This window comes from Flavobacterium sp. WC2409, from assembly GCF_041200085.1.
Taxonomy (GTDB): domain Bacteria; phylum Bacteroidota; class Bacteroidia; order Flavobacteriales; family Flavobacteriaceae; genus Flavobacterium.
Map to the genome: position 1 here is coordinate 2,366,082 of NZ_CP165625.1, position 22,080 is coordinate 2,388,161.

General features: G+C 32.9%; 16 protein-coding genes. 11 read left to right on the forward strand and 5 right to left on the reverse strand.

Features of this window, described 5'->3' with window-relative positions; all coding sequences use genetic code 11:
• The first annotated feature begins 142 nt into the window (after nucleotides 1-142).
• The 5 genes from AB3G34_RS10160 (at nucleotide 143) to AB3G34_RS10180 (ending at nucleotide 8,417) form a co-directional block, all read left to right on the forward strand.
• Nucleotides 143-2,518, forward strand: coding sequence for a TonB-dependent siderophore receptor (locus AB3G34_RS10160; RefSeq protein ID WP_369752370.1), 2,376 nt, complete (start codon nucleotides 143-145; stop codon nucleotides 2,516-2,518).
• A 71-nt stretch (nucleotides 2,519-2,589) separates the two neighbouring features.
• The gene (locus tag AB3G34_RS10165; protein WP_369752371.1) at nucleotides 2,590-3,720 is read left to right on the forward strand and encodes a PepSY-associated TM helix domain-containing protein; all 1,131 of its coding nucleotides are present in this window, start codon (nucleotides 2,590-2,592) and stop codon (nucleotides 3,718-3,720) included.
• Between the two features lie 167 nt (nucleotides 3,721-3,887).
• Nucleotides 3,888-6,290 (forward strand): TonB-dependent siderophore receptor, encoded by a 2,403-nt coding sequence (locus AB3G34_RS10170; RefSeq protein WP_369752373.1) that lies wholly within the window; start codon nucleotides 3,888-3,890, stop codon nucleotides 6,288-6,290.
• 44 nt (nucleotides 6,291-6,334) lie between these two features.
• Nucleotides 6,335-6,883, forward strand: coding sequence for a PepSY-associated TM helix domain-containing protein (locus AB3G34_RS10175; RefSeq protein ID WP_367754623.1), 549 nt, complete (start codon nucleotides 6,335-6,337; stop codon nucleotides 6,881-6,883).
• Between the two features lie 211 nt (nucleotides 6,884-7,094).
• On the forward strand, nucleotides 7,095-8,417 hold the full coding sequence (locus AB3G34_RS10180; RefSeq protein ID WP_367771491.1) for an APC family permease: 1,323 nt from the start codon (nucleotides 7,095-7,097) through the stop codon (nucleotides 8,415-8,417).
• Nucleotides 8,418-8,484: 67 nt separating this feature from the next.
• Here the strand turns inward: AB3G34_RS10180 and AB3G34_RS10185 are convergent, their stop codons facing one another.
• Both AB3G34_RS10185 and AB3G34_RS10190 read right to left on the reverse strand, forming a co-directional pair.
• Nucleotides 8,485-8,859 (reverse strand): hypothetical protein, encoded by a 375-nt coding sequence (locus AB3G34_RS10185; protein WP_367771493.1) that lies wholly within the window; start codon nucleotides 8,857-8,859, stop codon nucleotides 8,485-8,487.
• Between the two features lie 242 nt (nucleotides 8,860-9,101).
• The gene (locus AB3G34_RS10190; RefSeq protein WP_369752374.1) at nucleotides 9,102-11,735 is read right to left on the reverse strand and encodes a valine--tRNA ligase; all 2,634 of its coding nucleotides are present in this window, start codon (nucleotides 11,733-11,735) and stop codon (nucleotides 9,102-9,104) included.
• A 227-nt stretch (nucleotides 11,736-11,962) separates the two neighbouring features.
• Here AB3G34_RS10190 and AB3G34_RS10195 point away from each other — a divergent pair, with 227 nt between their 5' ends.
• Nucleotides 11,963-12,352, forward strand: coding sequence for a DUF1573 domain-containing protein (locus AB3G34_RS10195; RefSeq protein ID WP_367754631.1), 390 nt, complete (start codon nucleotides 11,963-11,965; stop codon nucleotides 12,350-12,352).
• A 57-nt stretch (nucleotides 12,353-12,409) separates the two neighbouring features.
• Here the strand turns inward: AB3G34_RS10195 and AB3G34_RS10200 are convergent, their stop codons facing one another.
• Nucleotides 12,410-13,738, reverse strand: a complete 1,329-nt coding sequence (locus AB3G34_RS10200) for an aspartyl protease family protein (protein ID WP_369752375.1) — start codon at nucleotides 13,736-13,738, stop codon at nucleotides 12,410-12,412.
• Between the two features lie 125 nt (nucleotides 13,739-13,863).
• On the opposite strand from AB3G34_RS10200, the gene AB3G34_RS10205 reads away from it, so the two are divergent.
• The 5 genes from AB3G34_RS10205 to lgt all read left to right on the forward strand — a co-directional run bounded on the left by AB3G34_RS10205 (nucleotide 13,864) and on the right by lgt (nucleotide 18,974).
• A complete protein-coding gene (locus AB3G34_RS10205; RefSeq protein ID WP_367771505.1) occupies nucleotides 13,864-15,057 on the forward strand; it encodes a pyridoxal phosphate-dependent aminotransferase in 1,194 nt (397 codons plus the stop codon).
• 263 nt (nucleotides 15,058-15,320) lie between these two features.
• Nucleotides 15,321-15,992 (forward strand): GTP cyclohydrolase I FolE, encoded by a 672-nt coding sequence (gene folE, locus AB3G34_RS10210; RefSeq protein ID WP_367771508.1) that lies wholly within the window; start codon nucleotides 15,321-15,323, stop codon nucleotides 15,990-15,992.
• Nucleotides 15,993-16,113: 121 nt separating this feature from the next.
• The gene (gene cysS, locus AB3G34_RS10215; RefSeq protein ID WP_369752376.1) at nucleotides 16,114-17,592 is read left to right on the forward strand and encodes a cysteine--tRNA ligase; all 1,479 of its coding nucleotides are present in this window, start codon (nucleotides 16,114-16,116) and stop codon (nucleotides 17,590-17,592) included.
• 65 nt (nucleotides 17,593-17,657) lie between these two features.
• A complete protein-coding gene (yidD, locus tag AB3G34_RS10220; protein ID WP_369754093.1) occupies nucleotides 17,658-17,900 on the forward strand; it encodes a membrane protein insertion efficiency factor YidD in 243 nt (80 codons plus the stop codon).
• Between the two features lie 120 nt (nucleotides 17,901-18,020).
• Nucleotides 18,021-18,974 carry a prolipoprotein diacylglyceryl transferase gene (gene lgt, locus AB3G34_RS10225; protein WP_367754641.1) on the forward strand — a complete coding sequence of 318 codons (954 nt, stop codon included), beginning with the start codon at nucleotides 18,021-18,023 and terminating at the stop codon, nucleotides 18,972-18,974.
• A gap of 59 nt (nucleotides 18,975-19,033) precedes the next feature.
• On the opposite strand, the gene AB3G34_RS10230 is transcribed toward lgt, so the two are convergent.
• On the reverse strand, nucleotides 19,034-21,202 hold the full coding sequence (locus AB3G34_RS10230; RefSeq protein WP_369752377.1) for a T9SS type B sorting domain-containing protein: 2,169 nt from the start codon (nucleotides 21,200-21,202) through the stop codon (nucleotides 19,034-19,036).
• Nucleotides 21,203-21,393: 191 nt separating this feature from the next.
• Entirely contained in the window at nucleotides 21,394-22,008 is a 615-nt protein-coding gene (locus AB3G34_RS10235) for an acyloxyacyl hydrolase (protein WP_367771514.1), read from the reverse strand.
• Nucleotides 22,009-22,080: the final 72 nt, after the last annotated feature.

Sequence of the window (22,080 nt, forward strand, 5' to 3'; positions counted from 1 at the left end):
AAATACTGTAAAACAATTGGGTAAAAAATTTATTTTTATTTAATCTAAATAACTATTGTTAAATAAAAATTAAAATATAGATTTGCATTATTCTTATTCATTCTAAATAAAAATAAATCTATAACTTTAATTATTTTTTAATATGCACTATTTTAATAAAAAAACACCCACTTTCTTATTGCTCCTTTGTCTGTCACTAATTTCTTTAAATACAACTTTTGGTCAGCAGCAAAAAACAGCAATAAAAGGAACTGTTTATACCAGCGGTAATAAAGCGGCTGAAGGAGTATCCATTACCTTGAAAGGAAAAAACAAAACTACCATTACAGATAATGACGGTGTCTTTATTCTAAAAAATTTAAACGAAGGGGAATACACATTAGTTGTAAGTTTAATTGGAAACAATGATATTGAAAAACGAGTTGCAGTAAAAAATAACGAAACAACCACTGTTGACATTACGCTTTCTCTATCAAACAATGAACTGAACCAAGTAGTAATTCTAAGTAATAAAAGTGCTTTTAAAACCAATAGAATTTCTTCCTCGTTGCGTTTACAGTCTCCCATCATTGAAATTCCTCAAAACATACAGGTAATCACTGGAAAACTAATTAATGACCAACAAATATTTGACATGTTAGAAGGGGTTACTCGTAACGTAAGTGGTGCTACCAGAGTAGAGCATTGGGATAATTATGCTAATATAACGATGAGAGGAAGTCAAGTAGCTGCTTTTAGAAACGGTATGAATATGAGTTCCACTTGGGGACCATTAACTGAGGATATGAGTATGGTAGAACGTATTGAATTTGTAAAAGGGCCTGCCGGATTTATGCTGGCTAATGGAAATCCAAGTGGTTTTTATAATGTAGTTACTAAAAAACCCAGCGGCCGTACAAAAGGAGAAGCGAGTTTGACTTTAGGAAGTTTTGACATGTACAGAGCGACATTAGATTTTGACGGAAAATTGACCAAAAACGGAAAATTATTGTACCGTATCAATGTAATGGGAGAAAAGAAAAACAGTTACCGTGATTTTGACTTCAATGATCGTTATTCCTTTGCCCCTGTTCTTAAATATTTGGTTTCAGATAAAACAGCAATTACACTTGAATACACCCAACAATTCTCTAAAGTAAATGCGATAGGAGCTAATTATTTGTTTTCACACAGAGGATATGCTGATTTACCAAGAAGCTTCTCTACATCCGAAGCTAATTTAGATCCTACAAAAATGATAGAAAGAAATATTCTTGCTATTGTAGAACATAAAATCAATGACAATTGGAAATTCACAGCACAAACGTCTTACCTAAATTACCAGCAAGAAGGGATGTCATTGTGGCCAACTGGTTTTGATACTACTAATGATGCAATTCTTAAACGTGGTGCTGGTATTTGGGATGTTTTAGGTAAAGTATATGTAGGTCAAGCATTTTTAAATGGTGAAGTTCAAACTGGAGCTATCTCACACAAAATACTATCAGGCATCGATATGAGCGATAAAACATTCTATCATGACTTTGCACAATCTGTTGCTTTACCCGATTTAGACATTTACAATCCTGTACACGGAACACTAGCTGCCTCGCCTACTTTTGACAGAAGCAAAAGCCTAGAAGAAAGAGGTGTTAAATACCAAAATAACTACAAAGCTTTTTATGTGCAAGACGAATTGGGGTTTTTAGACAACAAACTGCGATTGACATTAGCAGGAAGATATACTGTACTTAAAGCATATAATGCTTATGCTGGCAACGCTAAAAACAACAAATTTACGCCAAGAGTGGGATTAAGCTATTCAATTGATAAAAATACATCAGCCTATTTTGTAAACGATCAATCTTTTAATGAAAACTATGGTACAGACTGGCAAGGAAAATCTTTTAATCCTGAAACAGGTGGAAATATTGAATTTGGCTTAAAAAGAGACTGGTTGAACGGAAAATGGAATTCTGTCGTTTCAGTTTACCAAATCACAAAAAATAATGTACTTACAGCTGACCCAGAACACGCTTCAGGAGGGATGCAGTATAGCAGAGAAAGTGGACAACAAAAAGTAAAAGGATTTGAAGTTGACATTAGAGGTGAAATCGTAAAAAACTTAGACCTTATAGTTAACTATGCCTTTACTGAAGGAAAAACTACTAAAGATACTGATGAATCTATAATAGGAAACCAAATAGCAGGAACTACCAGACACATTCAAAATACTTGGTTGAATTACAAAGTAGACAGAGGTACTTTGAATGGAGTTGGTTTTTCACTAGGTTATCAATACCAGGTAAAAAGAGCTCCATGGTATATCTCACCAGATAACACTGCTAGTTTACCTGATTATTTCCGATTAGATGGAGGAGTTTCTTACCAAAAAAACAAAGTATCTATCAATCTAGTTGTCAATAATATCTTAAATAAATACTTGTATTCTGGTGGCTATTATAGCTATAGTGATATGTATTACTGGCAAGCGGAAGCGGGTACTAATTTTCGCTTATCAGTTGGATATAAATTTTAAAGTTAGTTCGTTTTGTTTCAGTTTTGTTTAATTAAGCTCCTCATTTCGGTGAGGAGTTTTATTCTTATCTAATGAAAAATAATAATTTAAAAAAAGGAATAGGGAAAATACACTTATGGTTGGGTTTATCTTCGGGCATAATTGTATTTATCATTGCTATTACAGGTTGTTTGTATGCTTTTCAAGAAGAAATTCAAAACCTGACTGAGGAATATCGTTTTGTCCCAGAACAACAATCTCCTTTTTTGCCTCCATCTCAATTGCTCAAGATTGCCCAGAAGCAACTACCTACCAAAACGATTCACGCTTTAAAATACAATAGAAAAACAGATGCTGCAGAAGCCATTTTTTTTCATTATGAGCCTACTTATTATTACACCACGTACTTAAACCCCTATTCTGGAAAAGTATTGAAAACAGTCGATAATGAAACTGGTTTTTTTCATTTCATTTTAGACGGACACTACTACTTATGGTTACCAGATCAAATTGGGCAAGTTGTAGTTGCCTCAGCTACTTTACTATTCCTAATTCTCATCATTTCAGGATTTATATTATGGTACCCTAAAAACAAAAATGCAGCCAAACAGCGTTTCACTTTCAAGTGGAAAAAAGGGATGAAATGGAAACGAAAAAATTACGATTTACATAACATTACTGGATTTTATGTTTTGCTGATTGCCTTCATTTTTGCGGTAACAGGATTAATATGGGGATTTCAATGGTTTGCTTTTTCTTATTATAAAGTTTTAGGGGGCGAAAAATCCTTAGTTTATGTCGAGCCAATTTCTAAAATAGAAAAAGAACCAAAAAATGCTCCAGCTTCACCTCTAGATATTATCTGGGGAAAAATGAAAATAGAACATCCCAAAGCCGAATCTATAGAATTACATCCTCCAGAAAATGATAATTCCTCGATAGCAGTAAATATAAATAGTGATAAAGAAACCTACAGTAAAATAGACTACCGCTATTTTGATCAATACTCCTTAAAAGAAATTAAGGTCAACCACATTTGGGGAAGAAAAAAGGATGCTAAACTTGCAGATACCCTAACGAAAATGAATTATGACATTCATACTGGTGGCATCTTTGGCCTAGCCGGAAAAGTATTTGCTTTTCTAATTAGCTTATTAATAGCCAGCTTACCCGTTACAGGAACTTTAATTTGGTGGGGGAAAAATAAGAAACAAAAAAACTAAAATTACGTAATTATACATTTTTGTCATCCAATAAAAATAGTAGATGACTAACAATCAAATTCTTAAAAAAAAATTAAAATAATTATTGATATTTAATCTAAATAAGCTTTGTCAATTCAAAATCAGATTATATATTTGCACCGTTATTTTTAATAAATCTAAATAAAATGAAAGCTCAACTTAGAATCATAGCATTATTATTATTTGCAACTCTTTTTGTAAACGCACAAGAAAAAGGAATTATACAAGGAAAAATAGTTTCTGCTGATGGATATCCTTTGAAAGAAATTGTAATTAAATTAGCAAAAGGAGCTTATACAAGTGAAACAAATAATGATGGAACCTTTAGATTTGATAATTTCCCCGTAGGTATTCATACCTTAACAATTGAGGGAGAAGGATTAAAAAAACAATCCAAAGAAATTAAAGTATCCCCAAATACAGTGACCTACGTAGAGTTCAAATTAAATGAAAACATTGAATCCTTACAAGAAATTGTAATTGTATTTAAAGGAAGTACCAATAAGAAAAAAGAAAATGTACTTTCTGGACTATCGTTAAAACCATTAGATATCCCTCAAAGTATTCAGATAATTGGTAATGAAATCATCACACAACAACAAGCCATCCGATTAAGTGATGTTATAAAAAATGTAAATGGTGCCTATGTAGGCTCCGCTCGTGGTGGTGCTCAAGAATCCATCTGGTCTAGAGGATATGATATGACGGCAAACAATATGTTTAAAAATGGGTTCCGTTTTAGTGGCGGATCTGTTCCCGAAGTATCATCTTTAGAAAAAGTAGAGATTTTAAAAGGAAGTGCCGCTCTTTTATTTGGAAATGTAGCTCCAGGAGGAATTATGAACATGGTGACTAAAAAACCTTCATTCGAAAAAGGAGGAGAAATAAGCATGCAAGCAGGTAGTTTTGCTTTCTATAAACCCTCTATTGATATTTACGGTCCTTTAAACAGCTATATTGCATACCGATTTACGGGATCTTATGAAAACTCTGAAAGTTTTAGGGATGTGGTAAAAAAAGAACGCTATTATATTAATCCTTCGTTCCTTTTCAAAGTTAGTGATAAAACGGAGATTGTATTACAAGGTGATTACCTACATGATAATTGGACACCCGATTTTGGTACAGGAATCATAGGAAAAGAAATTGCCGATGTACCTCGTAGTACTTATTTAGGAGCAACATGGTCTAATGGACAAACAAGACAATCTAGTGTATCTGGATTAGTAAAGCATGAGTTTAACAAAGATTGGAAATTAAATTTCAATACCTCTTTTCAAGATTACAACAGAATTTCAAAAGGGACAGAGCGTATTCAACCAGCTGATAATGGTGATTGGAGCAGACCACTGGGACAAAATAAAAACCTGGAACAAAATATTGGGCAACAAATTAATCTACAAGGCTGTTTTAATACAGGAAGTGTAAAACACCAATTATTTACTGGAGTTGATTTTGAAAACTCATTTGCACAAGCGTATCGATTTAGCTTCTCCCCCTCTACTTACGGATCTGGAAATATTTTTGATTTCGAAAATTTTGATCAAGGTGGTGCTATTCCAGAAGGAAATATTACTAGAATCGTAAAAACAAACACGAATAGTTTTGGAGTATATGCACAAGATTTGATTTCGATTACAGATAAATTTAAAGTATTAGCAGGATTACGTTGGTCATGGCAAGAATCACAAGCAACCACTCATGATTATACTACAACACCTATAACAATCACGGAAGATCAAATAAGAAATGATCAAGCATTTACTCCAAAATTAGGGTTAGTTTTCCAACCAACCAAAGACATGTCTTTATTTGCGAGTTATTCGAATTCTTTCACTCCAAATTCAGGAACTACAGTTGATGGAAAAGTTATTAAACCCTCTTTGATTGATCAATATGAAGCAGGAATTAAAAAAGATTTCTGGAAAGGTTTATTGAGCGCTAATGTTACTGTCTATCAAATTACCAATAGCAATTTAGCGCAAACGGCTGAATTCAAAGCCGATGGTACTTTTAATACAGATACTTCAATAAAAGTATTAAGCGGGGAAACAACTAGTAAGGGAATCGAAATTGATATTACTGCAAGACCAACTGATGGATTAAATATCAATGCAGGTTACAGCTACAATGATATGCGATACACTAAAACATCAGGCCTTAACGGAAGTTTTATTGAAGGGGATCGTTTAGCAAGAACACCTGCTAATACTGCCAACTTGAGCTTCTTCTATACGTTACAATCAGGATTGTTAAAAGGAGTTTCTATAGGAGCAATTGGAAACTATATAGGAAAACGTGTGGGTGGATGGAACAACCAAATTCTTATTGATGCCAATACACAAGAACAAACTATAAGAGACAGACAAATCCCTCTTGGTGATTACACAACAGTAGATGTATCTGCAGGTTACGAATGGGGTAAATTTTCAATCCTTTGTAAATTATCAAATGTTGCTAATGTATTGGCTTATACAGTACATGAAAATTATAGTGTAAATCCCATTGGACCTCGTCAAGTAATGACTTCATTAAAATATAAATTTTAAACAATCCCTTTTATCTCTTTTTACTTTTAAAAAGAACTAGAACTATGAAAAAAATCAATTTCAGAAATTTACACCGCGACTTAGGTTATTTCTACATCGGGTTAATTGTTTCCTTTGCTTTATCAGGACTTATGATGAATCACAGAGAATCTTGGCATCCTGAAAAATATACTACCCAAACAAAAGCAATTGAAGTTCCACTTCCAGAAGAAAGTGGGTTAAACGAAGATTTTGCTAAGGACTTAGGTAAAAAATTAGGAATTGAAGACAAAATGAGACGTCAAATGGTTCGAAAAGGAACTTATAAAATTTCATTTGAAAGTCATGATGTCGAAATAGACATGAAAACAGGAAAAGGGGAAATTGTTTCTTTCTTTAAAACCCCCATAATAAGTCAATCAATGACATTGCACAAGAATACGTCCAATTTTTGGATTTATTATTCCGATATTTTTGCGATAAGCCTAATTATTATTGCCTTAACTGGAACTATAATGATAAAAGCAGGTAAATTCAGTTGGAAAAATAGAGGTTGGAAACTAGCAGTAGCTGGTGTTGTATTTCCTTTATTATTCTTGTTTTTATTTAGTTAGCATTTTTGAAAAAAATAAGTAAACCCCGTTTAGCAATAGGCGGGTTTTTTGCTTTTAAGAAGAATACAAATTTTTAGTATATTTGGTTCAAATAACACTTTTTCTTACAAACTTAACATCGTAAAAGTGAATAGATAATAAGTATCATAATCTCTTTTAGGCTAAGACTAGTTACACTTCTACTGCTACAGCTATTAAAAATTAAATTGCTATGACAAAATCAAAAAAAAACCAATTGAAAAAAAGTTTAGGCTTGGGTTTTGGAATTGCAATATTAATTGGAGGTACCATCGGAGTAGGAATACTGCGAACACCAGGTGCCATCGCGGGCATGTTGGACAATTATTGGCTTATCATTAGCTGTTGGTTTTTAGGCGGACTTTATATCTTAGTTGGCGCAAATTCCTATGCAGAATTAGCTACTATGCTTCCCAAAGCTGGTGGATCATACAATTACATAAAAAGAGCTTTTGGTGATTATGCTGGTTTTTTATCTGGCTGGTTTGACTACATTACTAATGTGGTCCCTCCCGCTTTTTATTGTATCGTAATTAGTGAATATCTAGTTATTTTATTTCCGAGTCTTGAAAGTCAAACAACAGTAATAGCCATCGGTTTTCTAGTCGCCTTTACCTTATTACACGTCAGCGGAGTAAAAAATGGCAGTTTCATACAAAAAATGACAAGTATAATAAAAGTCCTGTTTTTTGTTGCCTTAATTGTTGCTTGTTTTATCTATTCGGGATTTAAATTTAATCCTATTGAAAAAGATACTCCTTTCTTTGAAATGGGAATTGTTTTCGGTTTCTTTAAATCACTACAATTAATTATTGGTACTTATGATGGCTGGTACGCTGTTTGCTTTTTTGCTGAAGAAGATAAAAACCCAAGTAAAAACATCCCCAAATCTTTATATACTGGAGCTATAATAGTTATAGTAATATATATATTGATAAATATGGCATTCTTTCAAGTATTGCCCGTTTCAGCATTGGCTAATTCTCCATTAGTAGCTTCAGATGTTGCTAAAGTTGTGTTTGGACACAATGGTTCAATAATAGTCACTGTCATTGCCATTTTTTCTTTAATTAGCATTCTGAATGCCTATATGATGATACCTGCTCGCATACTATTTGGATTGAGTCGCGATGGCTTTTTTACACAAAAAGGAACTAGAATAAATAAGGGTGGCACTCCAATTGTGGCGCTTTTAATCTCTTCATTATTTAGTCTATTCTTGATTAGTATAGGTTCATTTGAAATATTGTTTTCGTTTGGAACCTTCATGTCTGTCATTGTTTGGGGATTGGCCTATTGCTCACTAATGAAATTAAGAACCAAAGAACCCAATTTACCAAGACCTTATTTATCTTGGGGGTATCCATGGACATCGATATTGATGATTATAGCCACCTTAACTTTGTTAATAGGCTTTGCCTACAGCGACACTAAAAACTTTGTAATTATTATAATTATTGCTGTACTATCCTATCCAACTTTCTTACTTATTGATCGTACAAATAAAAAAGAGTGATTTCTAAAATCCTAAAACTGAAAACTCCAGTTTTAAAAGCATTAATAATCGAGTAGTATTAAAAAATTTATTTCATAAAAATCCCGTTCTCTTCCAGTAATTCTACTAGGCTAGTATGTTCATTAGGCTCATATTTTTCAATACCACTTTGATACCATTTTGAAATTATATTGATTTGATAAGCCGTGTATTCATCGGCATCTATAGGTAAACCGAACATGCCTGCAATAAGGAAATCTTCTAAAACTTTTTCAGTAACAATCCGATTTGGAATTCCGTTACTAATACATCCATTCATTCGTTCATAGTCTAAACGTCCTGATTTAAATCCAGCAATAAAACCTGCCTTTTTTGTACCACTAAATGGCAACAAAGGGTCTAAACCTATTGAATATCCGTCAAAATAATCTTTTCTGTAAGTGGAACTAAATATTTTTTTCATTGGTAGTAAATGTGGTATTTAATAATTACTGTACAAAAATATTAACAATTTGTCCGTAAATACGCATAAATCGTTTAAAGGAAAAAATACCCTTTAAAATACAATCACTATGATGTTCGTCGATAAAATAGGGCTACCATCTATTTGATTACACTTATTAAATGAGTTCGTTTTGCAATAAATCTAAAAAACCCATCTCATTTTAAATGAGATGGGTTTTAAATTGAGTTATCTGCTTCCCTTTATTTCAGTCCTGCCAAACTATTTTCAATAGTTTCAATTTTAGCCAAAGCATCTGCCTCTTTTTGCTTCTCATTTGCCAAAACTTTTTCTGGTGCTCCTGCAACAAATTTTTCGTTCGCTAATTTATTTTGAACTGATTTTAAAAATCCTTTTGTATAATCTAATTCAGCTGTCAGTTTTGCAATTTCTTCTTCAACGTTTATGTTTCCAGTAATTGGAATAAAATATTCATTAGAATTCACACGGTACGATAAAGCCCCATCCACTTTTTCAGTAACATATTCTAACGAAGTGATGTTCCCTAATTTAGTGATAACCGAATCAAAATAAGTAGAAACTTTATCGTTATTGATTGCTTTTAATTCAATCGCATCCTTAAATGGAATATTCTTATCCTTACGGATGGTACGAATTCCAGAAATCACTTCCATTGTGCTTTCAAAATCAGTAATTAAAGTTGCATTAAATGGTTTCATCTCTGGCCAAGTAGCAACAATCAAAGCTTCTTCCTTAGTTCTTGTAGCTAATATTTGCCAAATTTCCTCGGTCAAGAAAGGCATAAATGGATGCAATACTTTTAAGTTATTTTCTAGCATTTCTATCGCTTTCGCAAAAGTTATACTATCAATTGGCTGTTGGTATGCTGGTTTAATCATTTCTAAAAACCAAGAACAGAAATCATCCCAAACTAATTTGTAGGTTCCCATTAAAGCTTCTGAAATTCTGTATTTCTCAAAATTATCTTCGATTTCTAAAAGTGTTTGTTGCAACTTCGCTTCATACCATTCTATCGCCACTTTAGAAGATTCTGGTTGTGGAATACTTTCAGATACTTCCCATCCTTTGATCAATTTAAAGGCATTCCAAATTTTATTAGTAAACCCCTTTCCTTGGTTGCATAACTCTTCATCAAACATAATGTCGTTTCCTGCAGAAGCACTTAAAAGCAATCCTACACGAACCCCATCAGCTCCAAATTTTTCAATTAAATCCAAAGGATCTGGTGAATTCCCCAATGATTTAGACATTTTACGTCTTTGTTTGTCACGAACTAAACCTGTCAAATAGACATTTGTAAATGGTTTTTTTCCTGTATATTCATAACCTGCAATAATCATTCTCGCTACCCAGAAAAATAAAATATCTGGACCCGTTACTAAATCATTCGTTGGGTAATAATATTTAAAATCTTCACTTTCTGGATCCATTATACCACCAAAAACTGACATTGGCCATAGCCAAGAAGAAAACCAAGTGTCTAATGCATCAACATCTTGTCTTAAATCTTTTGTTTCAAGTTTTGAGTTTGAAGTTTTCTCTCTCGCAAGCACTAGAGCATCTTCGATCGATTCAGCCACAACAAAATCTTCTTTTCCGTCTCCGTAGAAATAAGCAGGAATTTGTTGTCCCCACCACAATTGACGAGAAATATTCCAGTCACGTATGTTATTCAACCAGTGTGCATAGGTGTTTTCAAAACGTTTTGGATGCAATTTAATATCTCCATCTACCAAAACTGATTGGATTGCTGGCTTTACTAAATCTTCCATTTTCAAGAACCATTGATCCGATAAACGCGGTTCAATAACAGCTTTCGTTCTTTCAGAAGTTCCTACTTTGTTCAAGTGGGTTTCTGTTTTTGCTAAAGCACCTAATGTTTCCAGTTCTTTTGCTATTTCTTCACGAACCACAAAACGATCTTTCCCTTGGTAATGTAAACCAAAACTATTCATTGTTGCATCTTCATTGAAAATATCAATAATTTCAAGGTTGTGTTTTTCCCCTAAGGTTTTATCATTCATATCATGGGCAGGAGTTACTTTCAAACATCCTGTTCCAAATTCGATATCTACGTATTCATCTTCTATTATAGGAATAATACGACCACAAATAGGAACAATGGCGCTTTTTCCTTTTAAATGAGCAAAACGTTCGTCATTCGGGTTAATACAAATTGCACTATCCCCAAAAATAGTTTCAGGACGAGTCGTTGCAATGGTCAAGAAGTCTTCACATCCTTCAATTTTATATTGAATGTAATATAGTTTTCCTTGTTGTTCTTCGAAAATTACTTCTTCATCAGATAAAGTCGTTTTAGCTTCTGGATCCCAGTTTACCATTCGATATCCACGGTAGATAAGTCCTTTGTTATACAAATCAACAAAAGAACGAATTACAGATGCTGACATATCTGGATCCATAGTAAATTTTGTTCTTTCCCAATCGCAAGAAGCACCAAGCTTTTTTAATTGATCCAAAATTACGCCACCATATTTATCTGTCCAATCCCAAGCATGTGCCAAAAACTCTTCTCGAGTCAAATCATTTTTATTGATTCCTTCTGCTTTTAATTTAGCCACCACTTTAGCTTCTGTAGCGATTGAGGCGTGATCCGTTCCTGGAACCCAACAAGCGTTGAATCCTTTTAAACGTGCTCTACGAATCAAAACATCTTGAATAGTATTGTTCAACATATGCCCCATATGCAAGACTCCAGTGACATTTGGAGGAGGAATTACAATAGTATAAGGTGTTCTATGGTCTGGCTGCGAATGGAAATAATTATTTTCCATCCAGTATTCATACCATTTGTTCTCAATAGTTTTAGCGTCAAATTGTGCAGGAATTGTCATTTTATAGTGAATTCGTTTAATCGTTATTTAGTGATCTAATTATTCTATTAATACAATGATTACTAGTCGAATAACCGACTGACCAAGTCATAAAAATAGTTTGGTCTAATTATTGCAATTCATATTGGGAACAAAAGTAAATAATAAAGTACACTATAAAAAGGGAAATAAAAATTTGTGCTCTAATTAAAACAAAGTATATTTACTTTTATTAAATAAAATTTAAAATGAAAAAAATAGCAACATTAATAGTGGTCGTATTATTCAGTAGTATTGGATTTGCACAAAACGGAGCTAAAATTGACTTTAAAGACGAAAATAATACGATTGACTACGGGACAATTACAAAAGGAAAAGATAATGGTATAAGAGCATTTGTATTTACAAATACTGGAAATGCTCCTCTTATTATATCCTCTGTGCAATCGACATCGAGTTGTACTATTTTATCGAAACAAACGGACACCATATTACCAGGTAAATCATCCAAAATAGAAGTAAAATACAACATGGTACCAGGCCCTATTAGAAAAACAATTACTGTAGAGTCTAATGCTGTTAATTATGATGAAGGTAGAATCCCTTTAAAAATAAAAGGTGAGGTTATAGCTAACTAAGAACTAAAACAATACATAAAAACACTTCTTGATAAATAGTTCAAGAGGTGTTTTATTTTACAAAATATTTTGAAGTTGAAATTTAAATTTTAAAACTACCCCTTCTCTTAATACTTCTACAGTAATCCATTTTTCATCCTCCGATTTTAAAAAAGAATTGATTTGCTGTAATGTATATTTATGAGCTAAATTCGAATTGATAGAAACTATCACATCACCTAATTGTAAACCACAAAGAGCTGCTGGAGAATTTTTCCTAAGGTTTGCTATTTCATAAATAGGTTTTAATTTAAATTTATATTGAAAATCAGATGTTTTCTTTTCCACTTTTGAATCAAAAGTATCCGCCAATACTGGTACAGTCTGAAGATGAACGGTTTCTTGCACCCATTGCATTCCACTGTGCCTGATCTCAATTCCACTTTTATTATAATTAAAAGGAGCGAAGTACTCTTTCCCTTTTCTAAAATACAAGCTATTGTTAGGATAATCAAAAACTATTGAGAATCTTTTTAAAATTTCACCCCCTACTGAACCGAATCTGTTGGGTACCATTTTTACATGCTTCACAGAATTCGAATCTGGGAATGCTATTACGAGATTAGAAAATTTAAAATCGGAAATTATAAATTCTGAAATACGGGCTCTTCTCCCTTCCACATCTCCACTAAAACCTTTACCCAAATAATCTTCAAAATTTCTGTTTGGTACTTTTATTTTATCAGATACATTTTGAAAAAGCCAAACCGCATCACTATTACCAATATCGACCAATAATTTTGAAGCGATATTAACGGAGTCAATCATAACATTTGCAACAATATAAGGCTTTGCTCTTTCAATGGAAATTGGTAATTTTTTATATTTTTTTTCAATCCTTCTCTTGTTTTTACCATTATCCTGGTAAAAAAATATTCTTTTTTTATCGTAATTAATTTCTACTAGATTATTTTTAAAAAAAGAATATCCTATAATTCCATTTACAGGAATTCCAATATGAGATGACAGATTAAAATCCGGATCCAAAATAATATACAAAAGATGATTCCGCGATTCCATCTCTTTTACCTCCAATAAATTCCCAGTTGACTTTAGTCCTTCAACAGCTTCTTCACTTCCCAACCCTTTTAAACTTATTTTTTCAATGTTTTTTAAATTGATTTCCTTTTTATCTTCTAAACTAAATAATACTGTCTCTTCAACACCTGTATCCAATAAAAAAGTCAGCTCAACCCCATTAACATTTAATGGAATGAAGACTAAATTATTTATTAATTTAAAAGGAATACTTACTTTATTGCTATTTTTCACAAAATGAAATCCATCTTGAGCATTAGTAGAAAAAGAATAAAGGAGTAAAAAAAAATACAGCAGATTTTTTTTCATAGAAATGATTTATATAAAATTACTAAAAAAACAGATAAATATTGCACATTTAACAACAAATAAGGGATATAAGCCTATTAAAATTGAGAAAAAAATCGCAAATTTGCATTTCAACAATTATAATCATGCCAAAAATATCGAATAAAGGTAATTTAATGCCTGAATCACCTATCCGTAAATTAGTTCCTTACTCAGAAATTGCTAAGAAAAAAGGCAATAAAGTATATCATCTAAATATTGGTCAACCCGATATAAAAACACCAGAAGTAGCTATCAATGCTGTTAAAAACTTTGATATAGAAGTTTTAGAATACAGTCATTCCGCTGGTTTTGAAAGCTATAGAACTAAACTATCTCAATTTTACAAAAACCAAGGTTTACCAATTAATTTTGAAGACATCATTATTACTACTGGAGGCTCTGAAGCGTTGTTATTTGCAATGGGTAGTACTATGGACCAAGGAGATGAGATCATCATTCCTGAACCTTTCTATGCCAATTACAATGGTTTTTCAACAGCATCTGGTGTAACGGTAGTTCCAGTTATTTCATCGATTGACACTGGATTTGCTTTACCTCCTATCGCAGATTTTGAAAAATTAATTACACCAAAAACAAAAGCAATCCTTATTTGCAATCCTGGTAATCCAACTGGTTATTTGTATTCCAAAGAGGAAATCATGCAACTAGCAGAAATCGTAAAAAAACACGATTTATTCTTGATTGCTGATGAAGTATATAGAGAGTTTACTTACGATGGTGATTTACACTATTCTGTAATGAACATTCCTGGACTAGAGGAAAACGCCATTATGATTGATTCTGTTTCTAAAAGATACAGTATGTGTGGTGCAAGAATTGGTTGTATAGTTTCAAAAAACAAAGAACTAATGGCAACGGCAATGAAATTTGCACAGGCAAGATTGAGCCCACCTACTTTTGCTCAAGTAGCAAGTGAAGCGGCTCTAGACACGCCACAAAGTTATTTTGACGAAGTAATCTCTGAATATAGAGAACGTAGAGATACACTAATTACCGAATTAAATAAAATAGAGGGTGTAAAAGTAGCTACTCCGAAAGGAGCTTTTTATTGTATCGCAGAGTTGCCTATAGACAACGCAGATTATTTTGCACAATGGCTATTAGAAACTTACGATTTAAATGGTGAAACGGTAATGGTAGCACCAGCTGCTGGTTTTTATTCCACTCCTGGAGTTGGTTTAAACCAAGTTAGAATAGCCTATGTATTGAAAAAAGAAGATTTAATTACGGCTGTACACATCCTTAAAGAAGCAATTACAACTTATAATTCTAAATAATTAAATAGGGTACAATAAAATAAGGAAACCTTTAAAAAAATCCTTTCCATAGGGTGCTCCTGAAAACATAACCTATTAATTACAAAGGCAATAACTACCATTTAGTTATTGCCTTTGTTTTTTAGTTATCATAATAATGGTAGAGGCTTTGCCAATACTGTCTAAAAGAGACCATTTATTATTAAAGCCTATAGAAATTCTTTAGTTTTTATTAATTATCTTTACAGCCTAAAAATATATACCCACTATAACAGTACCTTTTAATGATAAACAATGAAGAAATTCATGACGAAATAGGAGATAATCATATTGGTTCATGTGCAAAAAATCCAGTTCGAGACGATGCTTTTGCAATAAGTGACGACGAAAAAATTGAAAAAATAAAAAAAGATGTTGAAAGTATCCTAATTACCCTTGGGATGGACTTGACAGATGATAGCATGAAGGGCACACCTAATCGTGTTGCAAAAATGTTTGTTAAAGAAATTTTTGGAGGATTGAATCCTGCAAAAAAACCAAAAGCATCTACTTTTGACAATAATTATAAATACGGTGAAATGTTAGTTGAAAAAAACATTACACTCTACTCTACTTGTGAGCATCATTTATTACCAATTATAGGAAGAGCACATGTTGCTTACATCTCTAATGGTACAGTAATTGGACTTTCAAAAATGAATCGTATTGTAGAATATTATTCTAAAAGACCACAGGTACAAGAACGTTTAACAATGCAAATAGTTCAAGAACTTCAAAGAGCATTAGGAACTCAAGACGTTGCTTGTGTCATTGATGCCAAACATCTTTGTGTAAACTCAAGAGGTATTAGTGATATTGAAAGTAGTACCGTAACCTCAGAATTTGGTGGTAAATTTAAAGAACCTCAAGCAAGAAGAGAATTTTTGGATTATATCAAATTAGAAACAAAATTCTAGAAGGATTACTTAAAACAAATAATGCCCTAGCCCTGATTGAAGTGAAAATCCTTTTTATTTTTATTTTCAAAAATAAAAAGATTGCAGCGAAAAGCAGGAAATAGCTCCTAAAAAAATAAAAATGCCTCTATATAACGATCAATCTTTAAAAATATACAATTCTCTTTCGGGAGAAAAAGAAACATTTGTTCCTATTAACGAAGGAAACATTGGAATGTACGTATGTGGACCTACGGTTTACAGCAATGTTCACCTTGGAAATGTTAGGACATTTATGTCTTTTGATGTTATTTTTAGATATTTATTGCATTTAGAATACAAAGTTAGGTACGTACGAAACATTACGGATGTAGGTCATATTGTGGATGATGTAGATGAAGGCGAAGATAAAATTGCTAAAAAAGCGCGTTTAGAGCAACTGGAACCTATGGAAGTAGTGCAACGCTATACTGTAGATTTTCATGATATCTTGAAAGCGTTTAATTTTTTACCGCCAAGTATTGAGCCAACGGCTACTGGACATATTATTGAACAAATTGAAATCATCAAAAAAATTATTGAAACAGGAGTTGGTTATGAAGCCAATGGATCTGTATATTTTGATGTTGTTAAGTTCAATAAAACAAATCATTACGGAAGACTAAGTGGAAGAAATATCGAAGATATGCTTGCTAATACCCGTGATCTTGATGGACAATCGGATAAGAGAAATCCGCAAGATTTTGCGCTTTGGAAAAAAGCAGAGCCACAACACATTATGCGTTGGCCGTCTCCATGGAGTGATGGATTCCCAGGTTGGCATCTAGAATGTACTGCAATGAGTACAAAATACTTAGGAAATCATTTTGACATTCACGGTGGCGGAATGGATTTAAAATTCCCGCATCATGAGTGCGAAATTGCACAAAATGAAGCATGTACAGGACAGACTCCAGTAAATTATTGGATGCATGCCAATATGTTGACTTTGAACGGTAAAAAAATGGCAAAATCTACTGGAAACAACATTCTTCCAAGAGAGATTTTGACTGGTGAAAATTCAATATTAAGTAAAGCATTTTCGGCATCAGTTGCTCGATTTTTTATGCTTCAAGCCCATTATAGAAGTATTCTTGATTTTTCTGACGATGCCATTGTTGCTGCCGAAAAAGGATATAAAAGATTGATGGAAGCGATTGATACTATCAAGCAACTAACTTCTAGTACTACTAGTACACTTGATATAGCTGCATGGAAACAATCTTGCTATGACGCTATGAATGATGATTTTAACTCTCCTATTTTAATTGCTCAATTATTTGAAGGAGTACGTTATATCAACCTACTAAATGACGGAAAAGAAAAATTAACTGCTTCTGATCTAGAACTGTTTTCAACAGCTATGCATGCTTTTGTATTTGATGTTTTAGGCTTAGAAGACGAAAATTCAGCTAGTAACAGTAATGACAAGTTAGAAGGAACAGTTAATATGCTTATTAGCATGCGAAATCAAGCAAGAGCCGATAAGAATTTTGCGCTATCGGATCAAATTAGAGATCAATTAATTGCTTTAGGAATACAATTGAAAGATGGAAAAGAAGGAACAACCTTTAGCATTTAAAGATCAATTTAAGATAGTCAATTACATTAAGTAAAAATAGAAACCAAGTGCAACACTTCAAAACTATACTATCAAAAATCCTCATTTTTCCTTTTTTACTATTGGTCCGATTGTATCAATTAGTATTATCTCCACTTATGCCTGCAACCTGCCGTTTTGATCCTACATGTTCTGCTTATATGATTGAAGCTTTACAAGTACATGGTCTATTTCGAGGTGGTTATCTAGGTATAAAAAGAATTTTAAGTTGTCATCCCTGGGGAAAAACAGGCTATGACCCTGTTCCAAAAAAGAAATGCAACCATTAATCAAGTTTAACCGCATAATGAAAATCAGAATGTTATAAAAAGCTTAAAAAGTAATCTTTAACTTAAATTTCACACTGAAACTCTTAACAAAAAATGTATTTTTACATAAAATAAAAAATAATGACACACGCTTTAAATATAGTTTGGAATCCATCGGAAGGAATTGATCTTGGTTTTTTTATAATCCGTTTTTACAGCCTTATGTTTGTAATTGCTTTTGGATTAGGATGGTATATCATGAAAAATATATATGAGCGAGAAAATGAATCTATAGAAAAACTAGATTCTTTATTCATTTGGACTGTACTTGCCACATTACTTGGAGCCCGTTTAGGTCATGTATTTTTTTATGATTGGGAATATTATCGTAATCATTTAGTCGAAATTCTTCTACCTATTAGAGAAAATGCTGTAGAAAATTTGTTTGGCTTTATCCCTGGCTGGGAATTTACTGGATATCAAGGGCTGGCCAGTCATGGCGCAGCCATTTCTATCATAATTGCAATGTATTATTACAGCAAAAAAATACTAAAAAGACCCTTATTATGGATTTTAGACAGAGTTGTTATTGCTGTTGCAAGTGGAGCAATTTTTGTACGATTAGGTAATTTTTTCAATTCAGAAATTGTTGGAAAAGAAACAACTTCATCATTTGGAATAAAGTTTGTTAGAGATTATTTTAGTCCAAGAGATGCTGTTAATGCAACTCAAATTGCAAATCCAAAAGAAGCTTATCATGCGATAGCAACTAATCCAAAGTTTGCTAGTTTATTAGAGCAAGTACCTGCTAAACATCCAGCACAATTATACGAAGCATTTTGTTATGTTTTTGTATTTGCTATCTTGTTCTTCTTGTATTGGAAAACAGAAGCAAGAGAAAAATCAGGTTTCTTATTTGGTCTTTTTCTAGTTTTATTATTCACTGTACGAATAGTCGTAGAATTTGTAAAAGAGAGCCAAGGAGGTTTTGAAAGTGCCTTAGGTTTGCTTTCTACAGGTCAATGGCTCAGTATTCCTTTTATATTAATTGGTGCTTATTTCATCTTCACTGCTGAAAAACCTGTTACTATCTAAACATAAAACACATTTTAGAATTAAAAAAAACTCCCGCCATGGCGGGAGTTTTTTTGTTTTTAACGTTTTAATGAAAAGTGAGATTTAAACTTTTTTGAAATATTCTGTTCTGTATATTCAACTACAAACCAGTAATCATTGCTTGGCATTGGCTGCCCATTATAATTACCATCCCATCCATTTCCGTTTGGTCTAATTTCCTTTAGTAACTTACCATATCTATCAAAAATAAAAATTTTAGAACCCAATTCATCTTGTAATTCCGCTATATTCCAAGTATCATTATAACTATCTCCATTTGGAGTGAAATATTTTGAATAATTAATTACTAGAATATTTGATTTTGTAATTGGGTTACTACACCCTCCTTGGTCTATAACCGTTACAGAATGATAGCCCGAAGAAACATATTCAAATATTGGACTATCCTGTAGCGGTCCACTATCCAGCATATAAGAATAGTTCCCTGCTGCGGTAGCTGAAATTGTAATTACTTGATTTTCTGCAAAAGCTTCCGTTACAGTCCATGTGAAATCAACTAAAGTATTAGACGGTATTACAGTAACATCGATTGTTTGAGCACTAGCACATTGATTTGGATCTGGAATAAAGTCATATGAAGCACTTGTCATATTATCAACTATTCCAGGAGACCAAGTCCCTGTAATTCCATTTGGAGACGTTTGATTTAAAGTTGGAGGTATACTTCCTGAACAAACTGAAAACGAAGCAAATCCAGGGTTTATAACTGCTGTAATTACAACATTAAGCGTCTGCGTATTTGCACATTGATTTGAATTAGGTGTAAATACATAACTTCCACTAGCGGTGTTATCAATTGTCGCTGGAGACCAAGTACCAGTAATTCCGTTTGGTGCCGTATTATTCAAAACAGGAGTTGCTGTCCCTGTACATATAGGGGAGATAGGTTGAAAATCGGGTGTAGCTTTTTGAATAATCGAAACATTTAATGTCTGTGAACTAGCACATTGATTTGGATTGGGTGTAAAAACATACGATCCGCTAGTAGTATTGTCAATTGTAGCAGGCATCCAAGATCCAACGATCCCGTTAGGAGAGGTACTTGTTAATATCGGTGCTGTTGTTCCTGAGCAAAAAGGGGCAATTGAAGCAAAATCTGGGGTAACATTTTGAACAATTGTAATAGTAACCATTGTAGGAGTTACTGAAGTACATTGCCCAGGGTTAGACGTAAATGTATAAGTAACCGGGCCCAAAATTGAAGTATCTACAGTAGCAGGACTCCATGTTCCAGAAATAGAAGGCACATTATTTGAGTTAGAAGGTAAAACTGGAGCAATAGCATTTTGACATACAGTTGCTGGAATACCGGAAAAAGTAGGTGTAATTAAAGGTGTAACTGTAACGTTTAAAGTTTGCGTAGTAGCACAAGGAAATAAAACTGGATTTGGTGTAAAGACATAACTACCACTTGTTGTATTGCTAATGACAGCCGGTAACCAAGTACCTGTAATATTATTTGGAGACGTAGGCCCTAAAATTGGAGCTACCGATCCAAAACAAATAGGAGCTATGGTAGGAAAATTTGGAGTTATCGTAGAAGCTCCACAAGGAACAGTACAAGTCAATGTTTGTGGAGGAACACAAGGATGTGTTGCAGATGACAAGGTCAATGTTGCTGATTCTCCAGGTGATACACCAAAAACCTCTTGATGCGAAACACCTGTGGTTCCACTAACTGTAGGACCTCCATTAATAGTATACGAATAATTATAAGTATTCGAAATAAGCGGGTTATTTGCCCAATCAAAAAAAACAGAAGTGGTAGTTGTAGCTTGCGTAGGGTCACACCTGAAAGATAAAATAGCTGCTCCATTATCAGCGACTACATTTACAACAATTTCGGCCCTAGTGCTCTCTCCTGTGCCATCGTTCTGACTTACGTAATACTTTGTCTGGCCGACTGTTGTTGTAGAAGGAGTTGGTGCAGATGCAGAACCTACACCGCCAATTGCATTTGTCCCATACCAAATTAAAGTCCCACCGGGAGAAGATGTAGCTGTTAAGGGGCTTGCTGTACTATTTTGACATAAATTAATGGGGGTATTTACTGTAGGCGGTGGGGCAATTAAATAAATTCTCTCTTTTAGATCAGAAAAACTGACACTAGCATGCACATGAATGATACTAGAAGATAAAAATATAATTATAAAAAGAGAAGCAAATAACCGGATACTATTTTTCATTATTTGAGGTATTTAATTTGATATAAACAAATAGTCGATTCTATCAATAGGAAGTAAATATATAAAATTTGAAACTTTTATAAAATAATTAACACATTTAAAATGATGGCCAACTCAAACAAAACCTAGAACACACTTCAAAATGTAAATAAAATCTTAAAAAAAACAGAATACGAAAAGAAATATAAAATTTACAACTTGTAGAAAATACCAAATTCAAAATTCTGAGTATTAAATCCAAGATTAGGACTACTTAGGCCTGCATTAGAAACATGTCGAAAACTAGGCTTGATTTCAATTGTAAAACTGTTAATTTCTAAATCAAATCCTATTGCTAACGTATTTGACAATGCAAACCCTTTGGCCAAACGTTCAGTTTCAACATCAGAAATTAAAGGTCCCACACTTCCCAAAACAAAAAAACTAAAGGCATTAGAAATTGGCTTTCTTAAAATAACTCCAAAGTTTAAAATGTACTGATTGATTCTATTAGTTTTGGAATAATATTCTCTTTTCACCAAATAATCAGGATCATCACTGGTAATAAAAAGAGGATTGATCAGTTTATGATTGGCTAAATTTATTTCTGGCTCCAAAATTAATTCACACCTAAATTGCTTTAGTTGTTTGACTATATATCCTACATGTGCTTTATAAAATTTATTTTCAAATGTATAGTTCTTGTTTTTCAATTCATGTCCAAAACCGTATGAAAAACCCACTAATAAATCATTCTTGTTTTTTTGAGCAAAAGAAGCATGAATTAAAAAAAACACCAATAGCGCAAAATGTATTTTTTTACTCATAATGCATTCATTTAAAAACGATTAAATATAAATACCCTTATTAAATTTAACCATTAAAATTGAATAAAATCC

Excerpts from the sequence above, each read along its gene's own strand:
- AB3G34_RS10200 (WP_369752375.1), bottom strand. The coding sequence starts at position 13,738 with ATGAAAAAAAATCTGCTGTATTTTTTTTTACTCCTTTATTCTTTTTCT.
- AB3G34_RS10230 (WP_369752377.1), bottom strand. The coding sequence starts at position 21,202 with ATGAAAAATAGTATCCGGTTATTTGCTTCTCTTTTTATAATTATATTT.
- AB3G34_RS10190 (WP_369752374.1), bottom strand. The coding sequence starts at position 11,735 with ATGACAATTCCTGCACAATTTGACGCTAAAACTATTGAGAACAAATGG.
- AB3G34_RS10165 (WP_369752371.1), top strand. The coding sequence starts at position 2,590 with ATGAAAAATAATAATTTAAAAAAAGGAATAGGGAAAATACACTTATGG.
- cysS (WP_369752376.1), top strand. The coding sequence starts at position 16,114 with ATGCCTCTATATAACGATCAATCTTTAAAAATATACAATTCTCTTTCG.
- AB3G34_RS10160 (WP_369752370.1), top strand. The coding sequence starts at position 143 with ATGCACTATTTTAATAAAAAAACACCCACTTTCTTATTGCTCCTTTGT.
- lgt (WP_367754641.1), top strand. The coding sequence starts at position 18,021 with ATGACACACGCTTTAAATATAGTTTGGAATCCATCGGAAGGAATTGAT.
- folE (WP_367771508.1), top strand. The coding sequence starts at position 15,321 with ATGATAAACAATGAAGAAATTCATGACGAAATAGGAGATAATCATATT.
- AB3G34_RS10235 (WP_367771514.1), bottom strand. The coding sequence starts at position 22,008 with ATGAGTAAAAAAATACATTTTGCGCTATTGGTGTTTTTTTTAATTCAT.
- AB3G34_RS10180 (WP_367771491.1), top strand. The coding sequence starts at position 7,095 with ATGACAAAATCAAAAAAAAACCAATTGAAAAAAAGTTTAGGCTTGGGT.
- AB3G34_RS10205 (WP_367771505.1), top strand. The coding sequence starts at position 13,864 with ATGCCAAAAATATCGAATAAAGGTAATTTAATGCCTGAATCACCTATC.
- AB3G34_RS10185 (WP_367771493.1), bottom strand. The coding sequence starts at position 8,859 with ATGAAAAAAATATTTAGTTCCACTTACAGAAAAGATTATTTTGACGGA.
- AB3G34_RS10195 (WP_367754631.1), top strand. The coding sequence starts at position 11,963 with ATGAAAAAAATAGCAACATTAATAGTGGTCGTATTATTCAGTAGTATT.
- AB3G34_RS10175 (WP_367754623.1), top strand. The coding sequence starts at position 6,335 with ATGAAAAAAATCAATTTCAGAAATTTACACCGCGACTTAGGTTATTTC.
- AB3G34_RS10170 (WP_369752373.1), top strand. The coding sequence starts at position 3,888 with ATGAAAGCTCAACTTAGAATCATAGCATTATTATTATTTGCAACTCTT.